Raw genomic sequence first — 15,987 nt, 5'->3', positions numbered from 1 at the left:
CGTCAACGATAACGCGGTATACCTTACGTCCATCGCGAGCAAGCTCGCTCCTACAGAGAATTGTGTCAGGCGCAAAAAAGCCCCGCAGCTTTCGCAACGGGGCTTTGGGGTGTTCCGGCTTAGCGCTTAGTGATGCTCACGCGTCGCACGGAATTTCACGTCTGGCCAGCGCTCTTCCATCAACGCGAGGTTAACCCGGGTCGGCGCCAGGTAGGTCAGGTGGCCGCCACCATCGACCGCAAGGTTTTCCACGGCCTTGACCCGGAATTCCTCGAACTTCTTCTTATCATCGCAATCGATCCAGCGCGCGGAATACACGGTGATCGGCTCGTACGAGCACTCGACCTTGTATTCCTCTTTCAAGCGGCTGGCGACCACGTCGAACTGCAGCACACCGACGGCGCCGAGGATGATGTCGTTGCTGCGTTCGGGGAAGAACACCTGGGTCGCGCCCTCTTCCGCGAGTTGTTGCAGGCCCTGGCGCAGTTGCTTGGATTTCAGCGGGTCACGCAGGCGCACGCGACGGAACAGCTCCGGAGCGAAGTGCGGGATGCCGGTGAAGCCCAGGACTTCGCCTTCGGTGAAGGTGTCGCCGATCTGGATCGTGCCGTGGTTGTGCAGGCCGATGATGTCGCCGGCAAACGCTTCTTCCAGTTGCTCACGCTCGGAGGAGAAGAAGGTCAGCGCATCGCCGATCCGCACGTCTTTGCCGGTGCGCACGTGGCGCATTTTCATGCCTTTTTCGTATTTGCCGGAGCAGATCCGCATGAAGGCGATGCGGTCGCGGTGTTTCGGGTCCATGTTCGCCTGGATCTTGAACACGAAACCGGCGAATTTCTCTTCAACCGGCTCCACGGTGCGCTCGTTGGCGACACGGGCCAGCGGTTTCGGCGCCCAGTTGACCACGGCGTCGAGCACGTGATCGACACCGAAGTTACCCAGCGCGGTACCGAAGAATACCGGGGTCAGTTGGCCGTCGAGGAATTCCTGCTGGTTGAATTCGTGACAGGCACCCTGCACCAGTTCCAGCTGATCGACAAAGCGATCGTACTCATCGCCCAAGTGCGCGCGGGCTTCATCGGAGTCGAGTTTCTCGATGATTTTCACATCGGTACGCTCGTGGCCGTGGCCAGCGGTGTACACGATGATGTAGTCGTCGGCGAGGTGATAAACGCCTTTGAAGTCGCGGTAGCAACCGATCGGCCAGGTGATCGGCGCAGCCTTGATCTTCAGGACCGCTTCGATTTCGTCGAGCAGTTCGATCGGGTCGCGGATATCACGGTCGAGTTTGTTGATGAAGCTGACGATCGGCGTGTCACGCAGACGGCAGACGTCCATCAGCGCGATGGTACGTGGCTCTACACCCTTACCGCCGTCGAGGACCATCAAGGCCGAGTCCACCGCCGTCAGGGTGCGGTAAGTATCTTCGGAGAAGTCTTCGTGGCCCGGGGTGTCGAGCAGGTTGATCATGTGATCGCGATACGGGAACTGCATGACCGACGTGGTAATGGAAATACCCCGTTGTTTTTCCATTTCCATCCAGTCGGAGGTGGCATGGCGGTCAGACTTGCGAGATTTCACCGTGCCAGCAATCGCAATCGCCTTGCCCATCAGCAAGAGCTTCTCGGTGATGGTGGTTTTACCGGCATCGGGGTGGGAAATAATGGCGAAAGTGCGGCGTTTCGCGACTTCGGCGGCCTGTTTGGTCATGGGAAATCGCCTGGCAGGTGATTCAAAAAAGGGCGGCGAGTATAGCGCAAACCGACATCTGCAGACCACCGTTCGCCCTGTAGCAGCTGCCGAGCCTGCGAGGCTGCGTCCGGCGGCGAAGCCGTCGTAGAGTCGACACATTGGGTCTGCCGGATACACCGCAGAGGCTGGTTTTACGACGGCTGCGCCGCCGGACGCAGCCTCGCAGGCTCGGCAGCTGCTACACCGGCAAGCGAGATCCGGGGTGGCTAAATGCTGCTAAATATGGAACCTTTTAAAAGGTGGAGGCGTCCACTCCCCTGTTACGGCACTCGTATCAGGGCTGAAAAATCAGCAAGTCAGCCTGACGAGGCTGCGCTTATGGCTCGATACGCCGTACGCCTTCCCTTTGTAGGAGCGAGCTTGCTCGCGATAGACGTCAACGATAACGCGTGCTGTCTGAATGATTGCGTTATCCGGACTTTTTTCGCGAGCAAGCTCGCTCCTACAGAGGAACGCATTCGGCGCATGAAGAGCTGCTTCTCGCGAACGTTGATTTCCCGGCAGCCAGCAATGGCCTGCCACACGGGACTGCGTTCGCCGACATAGAAAAAAGGAGTCCGCCTGTGGCTATTCGCTATGGCAAAGGGCTGATAGGAGGTGCGGTTGTCGTCGCCCTTCTGGCCCTGCTGGTCCACTGGATTGGCATCAACACGATCGAACATTACCGCGACGATTTGTTGTTTTACCTGCAAGCTCATCTGCTTCTCGTCCTTGTTTCCATGCTGGCCGCCCTTGTTGTGGGCATCCCCGCCGGCATCTTCCTCAGCCGCCCGACCATGGTGGACCGTGCTGAGCGTTTCATGCAGATCTTCAACATCGGCAACACCGTGCCGCCTCTCGCCGTACTCGCCATCGCCCTGGGAATCCTCGGCATCGGCAGTGGCCCCGCGATCTTCGCCCTGTTCCTCGCCTCGCTGTTGCCGATCGTGCGCAACACCTATGAAGGCCTGAAAAGCGTTCAAGGTACGCTCAAGGAAGCGGCCGTCGGCATTGGCATGACGCCCACTCAAGTGTTGTGGCGAGTCGAATTACCGAACGCGGTGCCAATCATCATCGGCGGTGTACGCATCGCCCTGGCGATCAACGTCGGCACCGCACCGCTGGCGTTCCTGATTGGCGCCAACAGCCTGGGCAGCCTGATTTTCCCCGGCATCGCCCTGAACAATCAGCCGCAACTGCTGCTCGGCGCGGCCTGCACCGCCCTGCTGGCCTTGCTGCTCGACGGCCTGGTGACACTCGCCAGCCGCCTCTGGCTCGAACGCGGCCTGCGCCCGTCTTAAGCCTCGGCAAAGGAATAATCATGAAGAAATCAAGCTTTTTACTAGGCTGCGCCCTGCTGCTCGCAGGATTTGCCCAAGCCGCTGAAAAACCGGTGATCCGCATCGGCGCCCGGGTGTTCACCGAACAAACCCTGCTGGCGGAAATCACCGCCCAATACCTGCGCACCAAGGGTTACGACACCCAGGTGACTGGCGGTCTGGGCAGCAACCTGGCCCGCAGCGCCCAAGAAAGTGGCCAGTTGGATTTGATGTGGGAATACACCGGCGTGTCGCTGGTGGCTTACAACCACATCACTGAAAAACTCGACAGTGCTCAGTCCTACGCCAAGGTGAAAGAACTCGACGCGAAAAAAGGCCTGATCTGGCTCACCCCGTCGAAATTCAGCAATACCTACGCCCTGGCCCTGCCGGAAAACACCGCGAAGGCCTACCCGCAGATCAACACCATCAGCGATCTGAACACGGTGCTGCAGGCTGAGGCGAAAACCAATCATCTGGTGGCACTGGATACTGAGTTTGCCAACCGCTCCGATGGTTTGGCTGGCATGGTCGATCTGTACGGCATGAACCTGACCCGCCAAAACATCCGCCAGATGGACGCCGGGCTGGTCTACACCGCCCTGCGTAACGGCCAGGTGTTTGCCGGACTGGTGTACACCACCGACGGCCGACTGAACGCGTTCAAGCTCAAATTGCTTGATGACGACAAGCACTACTTCCCGGACTACACCGCAGCCCCGGTGGTGCGTCAGGTTTACCTCGATGCCCATCCGAAACTCGCCGAAGAACTCAAGCCCCTGGCCGAACTGTTCGACGACGCCACCCTGCGCCAGCTCAATGCGCGGGTCGATGTCGATCACGAAAGCCCTTCATCTGTTGCCGCAGACTTCCTGCGCCAGCATCCGTTGAACTAAGGAGGAAAAGACATGGAATTTCTGAACGCCTTTTCCCATCTCGACTGGCCGCTGGTGCTGCAACTGACAGGGCAGCACATCACCCTGGTCGGCATCGCCGTCACCTTGGCGATCATCGTTGGCGTACCGCTGGGTATCCTGATGACGCGTTTCCCGACGCTCGCCGGCCCTTTGCAGGCCAGCGCCACGGTGCTGCTGACCGTGCCGTCGATTGCGCTGTTCGGCCTGCTGCTGCCGTTCTACTCAAAATTCGGCCAGGGCCTGGGCCCGATGCCGGCGATTACCGCGGTGTTTTTGTATTCACTGCTGCCGATCATGCGCAACACCTACCTGGCGCTGACCGGCGTCGACCCGGGCATTCGCGAAGCCGCACGCGGCATTGGCATGACCTTCGGCCAGCGCCTGCGCATGGTTGAACTGCCGATCGCGGTGCCCGTAATCCTCGCCGGCGTGCGCACCGCCGTGGTCATGAACATTGGTGTCATGACCATCGCAGCGACCATCGGCGCCGGCGGCCTTGGTGTACTTATTCTCGCTTCCATCAGCCGCAGCGACATGTCGATGCTGATCGTCGGCGCCGTGCTGGTCAGCCTCCTGGCCATCTTCGCCGACCTGCTTCTGCAATGGCTGCAACGCACGCTGACTCCAAAAGGACTCCTGAAATGATCGAACTTCAAAACCTCAGCAAAACTTTCCAAAGCAACGGCAACGATGTGAAAGCCGTGGACTCGGTAAGCCTGACCGTCAATGAAGGCGAGATCTGCGTGTTCCTCGGGCCATCGGGCTGCGGCAAAAGCACCACGCTGAAGATGATCAACCGACTGATCAAGCCGACCTCGGGCAAGATCCTGATCAACGGCGAAGACACCACTGACCTCGACGCCGTTACCCTGCGTCGTAACATCGGTTATGTGATCCAGCAGATCGGTCTGTTCCCGAACATGACCATCGAGGAAAACATCACCATCGTTCCGCGCCTGCTGGGCTGGGACAAACAGAAATGCCACGACCGTGCCCGCGAGTTGATGAGCATGATCAAGCTCGAGCCCAGGCAGTACCTGAATCGCTATCCACGTGAGTTATCGGGCGGTCAGCAGCAGCGGATCGGTGTGATTCGGGCCTTGGCGGCGGATGCACCGTTGTTGTTGATGGACGAACCGTTCGGCGCGGTCGACCCGATCAACCGCGAAATGATCCAGAACGAGTTCTTCGAGATGCAGCGTGCGCTGAACAAGACCGTGATCATGGTTAGCCACGACATCGACGAGGCGATCAAACTGGGGGACAAGATTGCGATCTTCCGTGCGGGCAAACTGCTGCAGATCGACCACCCGGACACCCTGCTCGCGCACCCGGTGGATGACTTTGTCAGCAACTTCGTCGGTCAGGACAGCACGCTCAAGCGTCTGTTGCTGGTCAAAGCCGAGGACGCGGCGGACAACGCGCCGTCGGTGAGCCCGCAGACGCCGGTGGCCGAAGCCCTGGAGCTGATGGACGAACTGGACCGTCGCTACGTGGTGGTCACTTGCACTGAAAACAAAGCACTGGGATACGTGCGTCGTCGCGACCTGCACCGTCAGACCGGCACTTGCGCGCAATACCTGCGCGAGTTCAACGCTACCGCGGCGTATGACGAGCATTTGCGCATCCTGTTGTCGCGCATGTACGAGTTCAATCGCTCGTGGTTGCCGGTGATGGATGCCGAGCGGGTGTTCCTGGGTGAAGTGACGCAGGAGTCGATTGCCGAGTATTTGAGCTCCGGTAAGTCCCGTGGTGGCAAGACCAGTATTGTTTCGCCTGCCGAGACGGCGGCGGCCTGATTGAAACTGTAGGAGCGAGCTTGCTCGCGATGGACTTGAAAACGCCGCGTTGATTCAGACAGCACGCGTTATCGTCAGCCTCCATCGCGAGCAAGCTCGCTCCTACAGGCTCCTCAAATCTCGCTCCGACGGGAACATCACACTGTCATGCAGGTCGGTTACATCAGTAGCTGTCCGGGACCGCACGACGGATGCATGCAAAAACGCGACATTTTTTGTTGATCTCAAGCCCCTCACGCCCTAAAGTTCGCGCCGAACGTCCATGCTGGAAACGATCCATCCGGCTCAAGTACTGACGACGAGACAGCAAGGCCAAGGGAAAGCACCGCTTCCCATGGCCTTTTTGCTTTCGGCGACATGCCTTGGGAAGTAGGCGAACCAAAGTGGGGATACGGAGGACGTTCATTTGCACCCATTGTTAATTTCAGTTTGCCAGTAGGAGTTCCCAGCATGTCGATCAACGTCGAAGACTATTTCGCACGTGAAACCTTTCAGAAAATGAAAGCGTTCGCCGACAAACAAGAAACCCCGTTCGTGGTGATCGACACCGCGATGATCAGCCAGGCCTATGACGACCTGCGCGCCGGTTTCGAATTCGCCAAGGTTTACTACGCGGTCAAGGCCAACCCGGCCGTCGAAATCATCGACCTGCTCAACGAGAAAGGCTCGAACTTCGACATCGCGTCGATCTACGAGCTCGACAAGGTCATGAACCAGGGCGTCGGCCCGGATCGCATCAGCTACGGCAACACCATCAAGAAATCCAAGGACATTCGCTACTTCTACGAGAAGGGCGTGCGTCTGTATGCCACCGACTCCGAAGCCGACCTGCGCAACATCGCCAAGGCCGCGCCGGGTTCGAAAGTCTACGTGCGCATCCTCACCGAAGGCTCGACCACCGCTGACTGGCCTTTGTCGCGCAAATTCGGCTGCCAGACCGACATGGCCATGGACCTGCTGATCCTCGCCCGCGACCTGGGCCTGGTGCCTTACGGCATCTCGTTCCACGTCGGCTCGCAACAGCGCGACATCAGCGTTTGGGACGCGGCGATCGCCAAGGTCAAAGTGATCTTCGAGCGCCTGAAAGAAGAAGACGGCATCCACCTGAAGCTGATCAACATGGGCGGCGGCTTCCCGGCCAACTACATCACCCGCACTAACAGCCTGGAAACCTACGCCGAAGAAATCATCCGCTTCCTCAAGGAAGACTTCGGTGACGACCTGCCGGAAATCATCCTGGAGCCGGGCCGTTCGTTGATCGCCAACGCCGGCATCCTGGTCAGTGAAGTGGTATTGGTCGCGCGTAAATCCCGTACCGCCGTCGAGCGATGGGTGTACACGGATGTGGGCAAATTCTCCGGCCTGATCGAAACCATGGACGAAGCCATCAAGTTCCCGATCTGGACCGAGAAGAAAGGCGAGATGGAAGAAGTCGTTATCGCCGGTCCCACCTGCGACAGCGCCGACATCATGTACGAAAACTACAAGTACGGCCTGCCGCTGAACCTGGCAATTGGTGATCGTTTGTACTGGTTGTCGACCGGCGCTTACACCACCAGCTATAGCGCGGTTGAATTCAATGGCTTCCCGCCGCTGAAGTCGTTTTACGTGTAAGCGTTACACGCAGAAATCAAAAAGCCCATGACATGTCATGGGCTTTTTTGTGCCTGGAATACGCGCCATGCCCTTTGTAGGAGCGAGCTTGCTCGCGAAGGACGTTAACGATAACGCGTTCTTCCTGAACAAACGTGTTGCCCTCAAGCCCTTCGCGAGCAAGCTCGCTCCTACAAGGTTTTTTGCTCAAGTTCGCTGTAGCGCTGGGCATAATCCATTGCCAAGGCGCGAATCTGCGGGTTCGGCGCGTTTAGCAGCGCCTCACTCGCCACCCGCAGGAAATTCAGATTCCCGCCGGCCAATGCTTTGCGCAACCAGTCCAGCGCCTCGTCGATTTTCCCCTCGCCAGCCAGCAAAGCGGCATAACTGAACTGCCCACGGAAATCCCCACCAACCGCCGAGCGTCGATACCAGTCGCGCGCAGCCTGTGGATCCGCCGGGCAAAACTGGCCTTCTTCCAGATAACGGCCCACCAGGTTCATTGATTTCGCATGGCCGAGTTCTGCTGCGCGGCGATAGAGGTTCAATGCTTGTAGTTGATCCTCGACCACTCCGCGCCCGGTCGCCAGCAGGTTAGCGTAGTTGTACATTGCCCAATCAAGCCCGGCCTCGGCGGCTTTGCGGTAATGCACGGCGGCAACAGCGGCATCGGCAGCACAGCCCCAGCCTTGTTCATGACAACGGCCGAGCATGTTGCGCGCCATCAGATGCCCGCCCTGGGCGGCAATCCCGAACCAACGCATGGCCAGTGGCTGATCTTGCTCGATGCCTTGCCCGTCCAGCAGGATTTGCCCGAGCAAGGCCTGAGCATCGAGAACACCTTCGCGGGCACCTGCCAGAATCGCCTGAGCCGCTCGCGCGGGGCTTTCGTCGAGCATGACTTTGAGACGATCGCCATCGAGGCCTTCCTCGCGGCGTAGTTGATAACTCATACCTCGACCCAGCGGCGCAACAAGTTGTGATAGGTGCCGGTAAGGCGGATCAGCGATGGATGATCAGGCATATCTTGCGTCAATTGCTGGATCGCCCCGTCCATCTCGAACAACAGCGCACGCTGGCTGTCTTCGCGCACCAGGCTTTGGGTCCAGAAAAACGAGGCATAGCGAGTGCCGCGGGTCACGGCATTGACCTTGTGCAGGCTGGTGCCGGGGTACAGGACCAGGTCGCCGGCGGGCAACTTGACCCGTTGGGTGCCGAAGGTGTCCTGGATTTCCAGCTCGCCGCCGTCGTAGTCCTCAGGCTCGCTGAAGAACAGCGTTGCCGAGAGGTCCGTACGGACTCGCTCGATGCTGCCCTTGGGCTGACGCACGGCATTATCGATATGGAAATCGAAGCTGCCACCCGCCGTGTAACAGTTGAGCAACGGTGGAAAAACCTTATGCGGTAGCGCTGCTGACATGAACAGCGGATTTTTCCACAACCGCTCAAGCATCGCCGCGCCCACTTCCTTGGCCAGGGGATGACCTTCAGGCAGTTGTAAATTGTGCTTGGCTTTGGCCGATTGAAAGCCGGCGGTGATTTTGCCATCCGCCCAATCGGCCTGCTCCAGGGCCTCCCGAATGCGCTGCACTTCTTCTTTCGCGAACACGCCGGGAATATGCAGCAGCATGGGAAGAGCACCTGAAAACAAAGGAATGCTAATGGTATTGATTCTTATTGCCTGTGTAAAACCTTTGTGGCGAACGAATCAGCAAAAACCGTAGGGATAAATTGTAAAGAATGTAAATCCAGTGCAAATAGCAACATTTCGCAATTGATACAAATACCTATTTACACTATATTCCGCGGCCTCAAATCCTTGGGGAGGGGAATTCAAATGTCACGCCAACAACCACAATTACCTGTCAGCTCACCGCGCTTGATTGCCTCCGCGATCGGCATGGCAATCACCGCCGGTTCCGCAGGCCAAATGGTTTTTGCAGCCGAAAAGACCGACGAAAAAGCACCGGGCAATGCCATTTCTCTGGACGCTACCAGCGTTGTTGGCGAGCAAGTCGATACCTCCTACAAGACCGACACCTCGGCTTCCAAGAAGTACACCGCGCCGCTGCTCGAAACGCCAAGAACTGTCACGGTGATCCCGCAACAAGTAATCCGCGACACCGGCGCCACGAGTCTGGTTGAGGCACTGCGCACCACCCCGGGTATCACTTTCGGGGCTGGTGAAGGTGGCAACCCGGCGGGCGATCGTCCGATCATTCGTGGCTTCAACGCTGAAAGTGACGTGTTCGTCGACGGCATGCGTGATCCCGCATCGCAAAGCCGCGAGATCTTCGACGTCGAATCGATCGAAGTCAGCAAAGGCCCGGGGTCGGCCTACACCGGTGCCGGGTCTACCGGTGGCAGCCTGAACCTCATCAGCAAAACCGCCAAACTGGGTAATTTCTACAACGGCGGCTTCACGTGGGGCTCGGATCAGACCAAGCGCACCACCCTCGATCTAAACCAACAGATGAACGACACTTCGGCTTTGCGTCTGAACCTGATGAAGCACGAAGCTAACGTCGCCGGCCGTGATGCCGTGGACGTCAGCCGTTGGGGCGTGGCGCCCTCCTTCGCCTTCGGCCTGGGCACCGACACCCGCCTGACCGTCGGCTACTACCACGTCGAAACCGATGACATGCCGGACTACGGCATCCCGCTGACCCTGAACCCCGCCCGCAGCAAGTACAACGTCGACAAACCTGTGGATGTCAACCGGGACAACTTCTACGGCCTCACCGGTCGCGACTTTCGCCAGACCGCAAACGACAGCGGCACCATCAAGATCGAACACGATCTGAATGAAGACCTGACCGTTTCCAACAGTTTCCGCATGTCTCGTTCGACCCTCGACTACATTGTCACCAACCCGGACGACAGCAAAGGCAACGTCGCCCTTGGCAGCGTGTATCGCGGCGCGAAAAGCCGTAACTCAACGTCCAGCGGCTGGGTCAACCAGACCGACCTGAGCGCCAAGTTCAACACCGGCGCCATCGCGCACAGCCTGGTCACCGGCCTTGAGTTTTCCTATCAAGACACCCACAACCGCCCGTACGTCCTGACCTCGACCGCCAGCGGTACCCGGTGCAACCCCGCGCTGTTCAGCTCCGGCGACTGCACCAGTCTGCAAAACCCGACGCCTGGGGATAACTGGAACGGCTCGATCACCGACAGCGCTGCGTTCACCGACACCGACACCAAAACCGCTGCGGCCTACGTGTTCGACACGCTGAAGTTCAACGAGCAATGGTCCCTGAACCTGGGCCTGCGTTACGACAACTACCAGGTCAGCTCCAGCGGCCACGCCATCGCCAGCAGCACAGCCCCCGCGAACGACTTCTCCCGTGAGAACACCAGCGACCTGGTCAACTACCAGATCGGCGTGGTCTACAATCCGTTGCCTAACGGCAGCGTCTACGCAGCCTATTCCACGTCCAGCAACCCGTCCGGTGAAACCAGTGGCAACGGTGGCCTGGACCTGGCAGCGAACAACAGCGATCTGGACCCGGAAAAGAACCGCAACTACGAGATCGGTACCAAGTGGGACTTGTTCGGTGACGACTTGTCGTTGACCGCCGCACTGTTCCGCACCGAGAAAACCAACGCCCGTATCAACGATCCGGATGGCGCCACCACTCAAGTGCTCGATGGCGAGCAACGCGTGAACGGTCTGGAACTGTCCTACTCCGGTAGGCTGACCCATAACTGGAGAGTCTTCGGCGGCTACACCTACATGGAAAGCGAAGTGGTCAAAACGACCCTTGCCGCCGATGAAGGCAACCACATGCCGAACACCCCACGGAACAACTTCACCTTCTGGTCGACTTATGACCTGGTGCCGGACAAGTTCACCGTCGGCGCGGGTGCCACGTTCGTCGATTCGCAATTCGGCAACGTCGCCAACTCGGTGGAGATCCCGTCCTACTGGCGCTACGACGCAATGGCCAGCTACGCCCTGACCAAGAACGTCGACCTGCAACTCAACGTGCAGAACCTGACCGACAAGCGTTACTTCGACCAAGTGTTCCAGACGCATTACGCCCATGTGGCGCCGGGTCGTACCGCCCTGTTGAGCGCCAACTTCCACTTCTGATCTGTAGGAGCGAGCTTGCTCCGGGCGGCGTTCCGACGATGGTCGTCAACGATGACGCGGAAAGCCTGATACTCCGTGTAGTTCTCTAGTTTTTCGCGAGCAAGCTCGCTCCTACAACAGCAAGGCCCCGTTCATCTCCATGAACGGGGCTTTTGTACGTAAAAAAGAATGTTTCTCGACAACCCACGGCATAATGCGCGCCGTGATGACTATTTTCGAACGAACAAGGCGAGCAACGTGTTGAAGAAAACCCTGTTCCAGTTGCACTGGTTTTTTGGCATCAGCGCCGGGCTAGTCCTGGCCTTGATGGGCATCACCGGGGCGACGGTATCGTTTCAGGATGAAATCCTGAACGTTCTGAACCCATCGGTATTGCAGGTCGAGAAGCAGGTGGCTGGCGTCCTGCCGCCCGCCGAACTGGTCGAACGCATCGAAGCGGCATCCGGCAAAAAAGTCTCGATGCTGAGTATCGAGACCGACAGCGGCGCTGCGGCCAAGGTGTTCTTCACGCCGCCGCCGGGCGAGCGCCGTGGGCAGATGCGCTACTTCAACCCGTACACCGCCGAGTTCATGGGCGAGGCTACCGGCCAGGACTTTTTCGGCCTGATGCTGCGGTTGCACCGCTTCCTCGCCATGGGCGATACCGGTCGGCAGATCACCGGCGCCTGCACGCTGATTCTGCTGTTCTTCTGCCTGTCTGGCCTGTACCTGCGCTGGCCGCGTCAGTGGAACAGCTGGCGTACCTGGTTGACCCTGGACTGGAAGAAAAAGGGCCGCAGTTTTAACTGGAATTTGCACGCCGTGGCCGGCACCTGGTGCCTGGTGTTTTACCTCCTGGCGGCGGTGACCGGGTTGTCCTGGTCCTATGAATGGTTCAACAAGGGCCTGACCCATTTGCTCTCGGACGCACCGCAAAACGAGCGCGTTCGCAGCGGTCGCGGTCCGGCGCCAAGCGGTCCCGCACCGACAGCCGATTACGCGGCGATGTGGAGCAGCATCTACAGCACTGCCGGTCCGGCACTCAGTGCCTACAACATCCGCATGCCGCCTGTGGCCGGCCAGCCCGCCACGGTGTTCTATCTGTTGAACACTTCGCCTCACGACCGTGCGCTGAACCAGATCACCCTCGACCCGGTCACCGGCATCGTCAAACGGCATGACCGTTACAGCGATAAAAGTCTCAAGGCACAACTGCTGACCAGCCTCTATGCACTGCATGTGGGCAGCTACTTCGGCATCGTCGGACGGATCATCTTGACGATCAGCGCGCTGACTATGCCGCTGTTTTTCGTCACCGGCTGGCTGCTGTACCTCGATCGTCGTCGCAAGAAAAAACACATCAAGGATGCCCGCGAAGGTCTCACGCAACCGGGCAGCGATGCACCGGCGTGGCTGATCGGTTTCGCCAGCCAGAGCGGGTTTGCCGAACAACTGGCATGGCAGACGGCCGGGCAATTGCAAGCGGCGGGATGGCCGGTGAAGGTTCAGCCGCTGGCGACGGTCAGCGATCAGGATCTGCGTGACTCCCGCAACGCGCTGTTCGTGGTCAGCACGTTCGGCGACGGCGAAGCGCCGGACAGTGCCCGCAAGTTCGAACGCAAGGTGCTGGGCCGGGCGTTGAGCCTGAACGGCCTGAGCTATGCGGTACTTGGCCTCGGTGATCGCCAGTATCAACACTTCTGCGGTTTCGCCCGACGCTTGCACACCTGGTTGGGCGAACACGGTGGCAAGACCTTGTTTGCCCCGGTGGAAGTCGACAGCGGCGACCCTTACGCCTTGCGTCACTGGCAGCAGCAACTGGGGCTACTGACCGGACAGGCGCCTGTGGACACCTGGCACGCCCCCAGCTACGACAACTGGACGCTGGCCCGTCGCGAACTGCTCAACCCGGACAGCTGCGGTTCGCCGGTGTACTTGCTCGGCCTCACAGCTCCGACCACCAGCAGCTGGCTGGCGGGTGATCTGGTGGAAGTATTGCCGCGTAATGGCGCTTGGACGATGGAGCATTTCCTCGATGGCCTGGGCATTGACGGTCGAGCCTCTGTGGTTGTCGAGGGCCTGTCGCAACCACTCGAGCAAGCCCTCGCCAGTCGCCAACTGCCCGAGAATCGACTCCATCTGGTCGGCTTGCACGCGCAAGCGCTGGTGGATGCGTTGGTGCCTTTGGCCGCGCGCGAATACTCCATCGCCTCGATTGCCGCCGACGGTGTTCTCGAACTGATCGTGCGTCAGGAACAACATCCCGACGGCAGCCTGGGCGTCGGTTCCGGCTGGCTGACCGAACATGTGCCGGTAGGAGGCACCCTGCGCCTGCGTGTGCGGCGCAACAGCGGTTTCCATCTGCCGGTCGAGCCCGTGCCGATGATCCTGCTGGGTAACGGCACCGGGCTGGCAGGTCTGCGCAGTCTGCTCAAGGCGCGGATTGCCGATGGGCAGCAACGGCATTGGCTGCTGTTCGGCGAGCGCAATCGCGAGCACGACTATCTATGCCGCGATGAGCTTGAGGAATGGTTGATTTGCGGGGATATGGAGCGACTGGACCTGGCGTTCTCGCGGGATCAGGCCGAGAAGATCTACGTCCAGGACCGCCTGCGCGAATCCGCCGCCGAGTTGAAGAAATGGCTGGCCGACGGCGCTGTGATTTACATCTGCGGCAGCTTGCAGGGCATGGCCTCAGGCGTGGATCACGTGCTCAACGAAGTGCTCGGTATTGAAGCGGTCGACCGGCTGATCGAACAGGGCCGCTATCGCCGCGACGTCTACTGACCCACCACATCCCCTGTGGGAGCGAGCTTGCTCGCGATAGCGGTGTAACAGTCAGCATATTTACTGAATGCGAAGCCGTCATCGCGAGCAAGCTCGCTCCCACAGGGATCGGGTTTCGGTTTGCTACATCTTCTCAAACCGGCGACAACTTCTGCTCAAACACCCCGGCCCCATCCAGGTCCCGCAACACCACACTCATCTCCCCCGTCTGCCCGTCGATATTCACCTCGCCAAAAAACTGAAACCCGGCAAACGGCGAGGTGTTCTGCGCCGGGGGTACTTTCTCGAACACTACCTCGGGCCCAAAGGTTTTATCCAGCGGGTTAGGCCCAAAGCTCCCCGCATTCAACGGCCCGGCGACAAACTCCCAGAACGGTTCGAAGTCCTGAAACGCAGCCCGGTCCGGATGGTAATGATGTGCCGCGCAGTAATGCACATCTGCGGTCAGGAACACGAAATTGCGCACCTGCTGCGCCCGCAGGAATCCCAACAATTCAGCGATTTCCAGCTCACGCCCTTGCGCCGGTCCCGGGTCGCCGTTGGCCACGGCTTCCCACCGCGCCACACCAGGGCTGACCTCGCCATCCGGTACACCGAGGCCGATGGGCATGTCGGCGGCGATGACTTTCCACTGAGCGTTGGAGGCTTGCAACGAAGCCTTCAGCCAGTCCAGTTGTTCACGACCGAGAAAGGGCTTTACATCGCCGAGATTGTCATCGTTGGCACCGCGATAACTGCGCATGTCGAGCACAAATACATCGAGCAGCGGCCCATAACCGAGCTTGCGATAAATCCGCCCGCCCCCGTCGCCGCTTTGCAAACGCATCGGTGCATATTCGAGCCAGGCCTGACGCGCGCGCCCCGCCAGGCTGTGGATATCTTTGCTCTGGTAGCGCCCATCCAGCTGCTTGCCCGGCGACCAGTTGTTCACCACTTCGTGGTCGTCCCATTGCCAGATCTGCGGCACTTCAGCGTTGAAGCGACGGATGTTTTCGTCCATCAGGTTGTAGCGATAGTTGCCACGAAACTCGTCAACGGTCTCGGCGACTTTGCTCTTGGCTTCGGTGGTGACGTTGCGCCACACGCGGCCGTTTTCGGTGGTCAGTTGCGCGGGCACCGGGCTATCGGCGTAGATGGTATCGCCGCTGTGGATAAAGAAGTCCGGCAGGCGCAAGCGCATGGCTTCGTAGATGCGCATGCCACCGATGTCCGGGTTGATGCCGTAGCCTTGGCCGACGGTGTCGCCGCTCCAGACAAAGCGGATGTCGCGACGAGTCTGCGGCACACTGCGCAAGTGGCCAAACCAGGGCTCGCTGGCTGCACCGCTTTGGGCGTCTTCAAAATGTACGCGATAGAAAATCGCCTGATCGACGGGCAGGCCGGTGAGTTCAACCCGGGCGGTAAAATCCGTATTGGCGTCGGCCAAAGGCGAGACAAAACGACGAGGGTTGCTGAACAGACTGCGGGTGTCCCACTCCACCACCATCCGCGCCGGACGGTCGCAGCGGCTCCAGACCATCGCCCGGTCACCCAGCAAGTCGCCGGACTGCACGCCATCGGTAAGTTGCGGCCGATCCTTGACCGAAGCAATCACCGCCGGCGCCAGACCAGGCAACAACAGCCCTGCGCCGACGACTTGCAAGACACGACGGCGGCCGAGGTCGAATTCGCTCATGGTGCTCTCCCTGAAAAGGAAAACTAAAGCATGCCCGCATGACCCCGGCATGACACCCCCCTTAATGTAGGAGCGAGCTTGCTCGCGAAGG

Annotated in this window: 11 protein-coding genes; 7 read left to right on the top strand and 4 right to left on the bottom strand. The window is 59.5% G+C overall.

The window, feature by feature from the left end; translation table 11 throughout:
• Nucleotides 1–126: 126 nt before the first annotated feature.
• Nucleotides 127–1,710: a peptide chain release factor 3 gene (locus AC1MDT_RS25875; protein ID WP_007900384.1), complete on the bottom strand. Its 1,584-nt coding sequence runs from the start codon at nt 1,708–1,710 to the stop codon at nt 127–129.
• Nucleotides 1,711–2,315: 605 nt separating this feature from the next.
• Here AC1MDT_RS25875 and AC1MDT_RS25870 point away from each other — a divergent pair.
• The 5 genes from AC1MDT_RS25870 (at nt 2,316) to AC1MDT_RS25850 (ending at nt 7,380) form a co-directional block, all read left to right on the top strand.
• The gene (locus AC1MDT_RS25870) at nt 2,316–3,032 is read left to right on the top strand and encodes an ABC transporter permease (protein ID WP_480419555.1); all 717 of its coding nucleotides are present in this window, start codon (nt 2,316–2,318) and stop codon (nt 3,030–3,032) included.
• Between the two features lie 20 nt (nt 3,033–3,052).
• Nucleotides 3,053–3,946 carry a glycine betaine ABC transporter substrate-binding protein gene (locus tag AC1MDT_RS25865; RefSeq protein ID WP_480419554.1) on the top strand — a complete coding sequence of 298 codons (894 nt, stop codon included), beginning with the start codon at nt 3,053–3,055 and terminating at the stop codon, nt 3,944–3,946.
• A gap of 12 nt (nt 3,947–3,958) precedes the next feature.
• Nucleotides 3,959–4,612 carry an ABC transporter permease gene (locus tag AC1MDT_RS25860; protein WP_480419553.1) on the top strand — a complete coding sequence of 218 codons (654 nt, stop codon included), beginning with the start codon at nt 3,959–3,961 and terminating at the stop codon, nt 4,610–4,612.
• Nucleotides 4,609–5,766 carry an osmoprotectant ABC transporter ATP-binding protein OsmV gene (locus tag AC1MDT_RS25855; RefSeq protein ID WP_480419552.1) on the top strand — a complete coding sequence of 386 codons (1,158 nt, stop codon included), beginning with the start codon at nt 4,609–4,611 and terminating at the stop codon, nt 5,764–5,766. The genes AC1MDT_RS25860 and AC1MDT_RS25855 overlap by 4 nt, the downstream gene beginning before the upstream one ends.
• A gap of 450 nt (nt 5,767–6,216) precedes the next feature.
• Entirely contained in the window at nt 6,217–7,380 is a 1,164-nt protein-coding gene (locus tag AC1MDT_RS25850; RefSeq protein WP_414908719.1) for a type III PLP-dependent enzyme, read from the top strand.
• A gap of 170 nt (nt 7,381–7,550) precedes the next feature.
• Here AC1MDT_RS25850 and AC1MDT_RS25845 read toward each other — a convergent pair whose 3' ends face one another.
• Nucleotides 7,551–8,312 (bottom strand): tetratricopeptide repeat protein, encoded by a 762-nt coding sequence (locus AC1MDT_RS25845; protein ID WP_480419551.1) that lies wholly within the window; start codon nt 8,310–8,312, stop codon nt 7,551–7,553.
• Nucleotides 8,309–8,989, bottom strand: a complete 681-nt coding sequence (locus AC1MDT_RS25840) for a Fe2+-dependent dioxygenase (RefSeq protein ID WP_480419550.1) — start codon at nt 8,987–8,989, stop codon at nt 8,309–8,311. Before AC1MDT_RS25840 ends, AC1MDT_RS25845 begins: the two co-directional genes overlap by 4 nt.
• Nucleotides 8,990–9,196: 207 nt before the next feature.
• Here AC1MDT_RS25840 and AC1MDT_RS25835 point away from each other — a divergent pair, with 207 nt between their 5' ends.
• On the top strand, nt 9,197–11,455 hold the full coding sequence (locus AC1MDT_RS25835) for a TonB-dependent receptor (protein ID WP_480419549.1): 2,259 nt from the start codon (nt 9,197–9,199) through the stop codon (nt 11,453–11,455).
• A 237-nt stretch (nt 11,456–11,692) separates the two neighbouring features.
• Nucleotides 11,693–14,221 carry a PepSY domain-containing protein gene (locus AC1MDT_RS25830; RefSeq protein ID WP_480419548.1) on the top strand — a complete coding sequence of 843 codons (2,529 nt, stop codon included), beginning with the start codon at nt 11,693–11,695 and terminating at the stop codon, nt 14,219–14,221.
• A 133-nt stretch (nt 14,222–14,354) separates the two neighbouring features.
• On the opposite strand, the gene AC1MDT_RS25825 is transcribed toward AC1MDT_RS25830, so the two are convergent.
• On the bottom strand, nt 14,355–15,896 hold the full coding sequence (locus tag AC1MDT_RS25825; protein ID WP_480419547.1) for an alkaline phosphatase D family protein: 1,542 nt from the start codon (nt 15,894–15,896) through the stop codon (nt 14,355–14,357).
• Nucleotides 15,897–15,987: the final 91 nt, after the last annotated feature.

Source organism: Pseudomonas sp. ASL7 (genome assembly GCF_056680375.1).
The sequence above is the reverse complement of the archived record's forward strand: the minus strand, read 5'-3'. Positions and strand labels throughout refer to the sequence as shown.

Bases quoted from the DNA above. Each gene is read 5' to 3' on its own strand.
- AC1MDT_RS25875 (WP_007900384.1), bottom strand. From the start codon at position 1,710: ATGACCAAACAGGCCGCCGAAGTCGCGAAACGCCGCACTTTCGCCATT.
- AC1MDT_RS25865 (WP_480419554.1), top strand. From the start codon at position 3,053: ATGAAGAAATCAAGCTTTTTACTAGGCTGCGCCCTGCTGCTCGCAGGA.
- AC1MDT_RS25860 (WP_480419553.1), top strand. From the start codon at position 3,959: ATGGAATTTCTGAACGCCTTTTCCCATCTCGACTGGCCGCTGGTGCTG.
- AC1MDT_RS25855 (WP_480419552.1), top strand. From the start codon at position 4,609: ATGATCGAACTTCAAAACCTCAGCAAAACTTTCCAAAGCAACGGCAAC.
- AC1MDT_RS25850 (WP_414908719.1), top strand. From the start codon at position 6,217: ATGTCGATCAACGTCGAAGACTATTTCGCACGTGAAACCTTTCAGAAA.
- AC1MDT_RS25845 (WP_480419551.1), bottom strand. From the start codon at position 8,312: ATGAGTTATCAACTACGCCGCGAGGAAGGCCTCGATGGCGATCGTCTC.
- AC1MDT_RS25840 (WP_480419550.1), bottom strand. From the start codon at position 8,989: ATGCTGCTGCATATTCCCGGCGTGTTCGCGAAAGAAGAAGTGCAGCGC.
- AC1MDT_RS25835 (WP_480419549.1), top strand. From the start codon at position 9,197: ATGTCACGCCAACAACCACAATTACCTGTCAGCTCACCGCGCTTGATT.
- AC1MDT_RS25825 (WP_480419547.1), bottom strand. From the start codon at position 15,896: ATGAGCGAATTCGACCTCGGCCGCCGTCGTGTCTTGCAAGTCGTCGGC.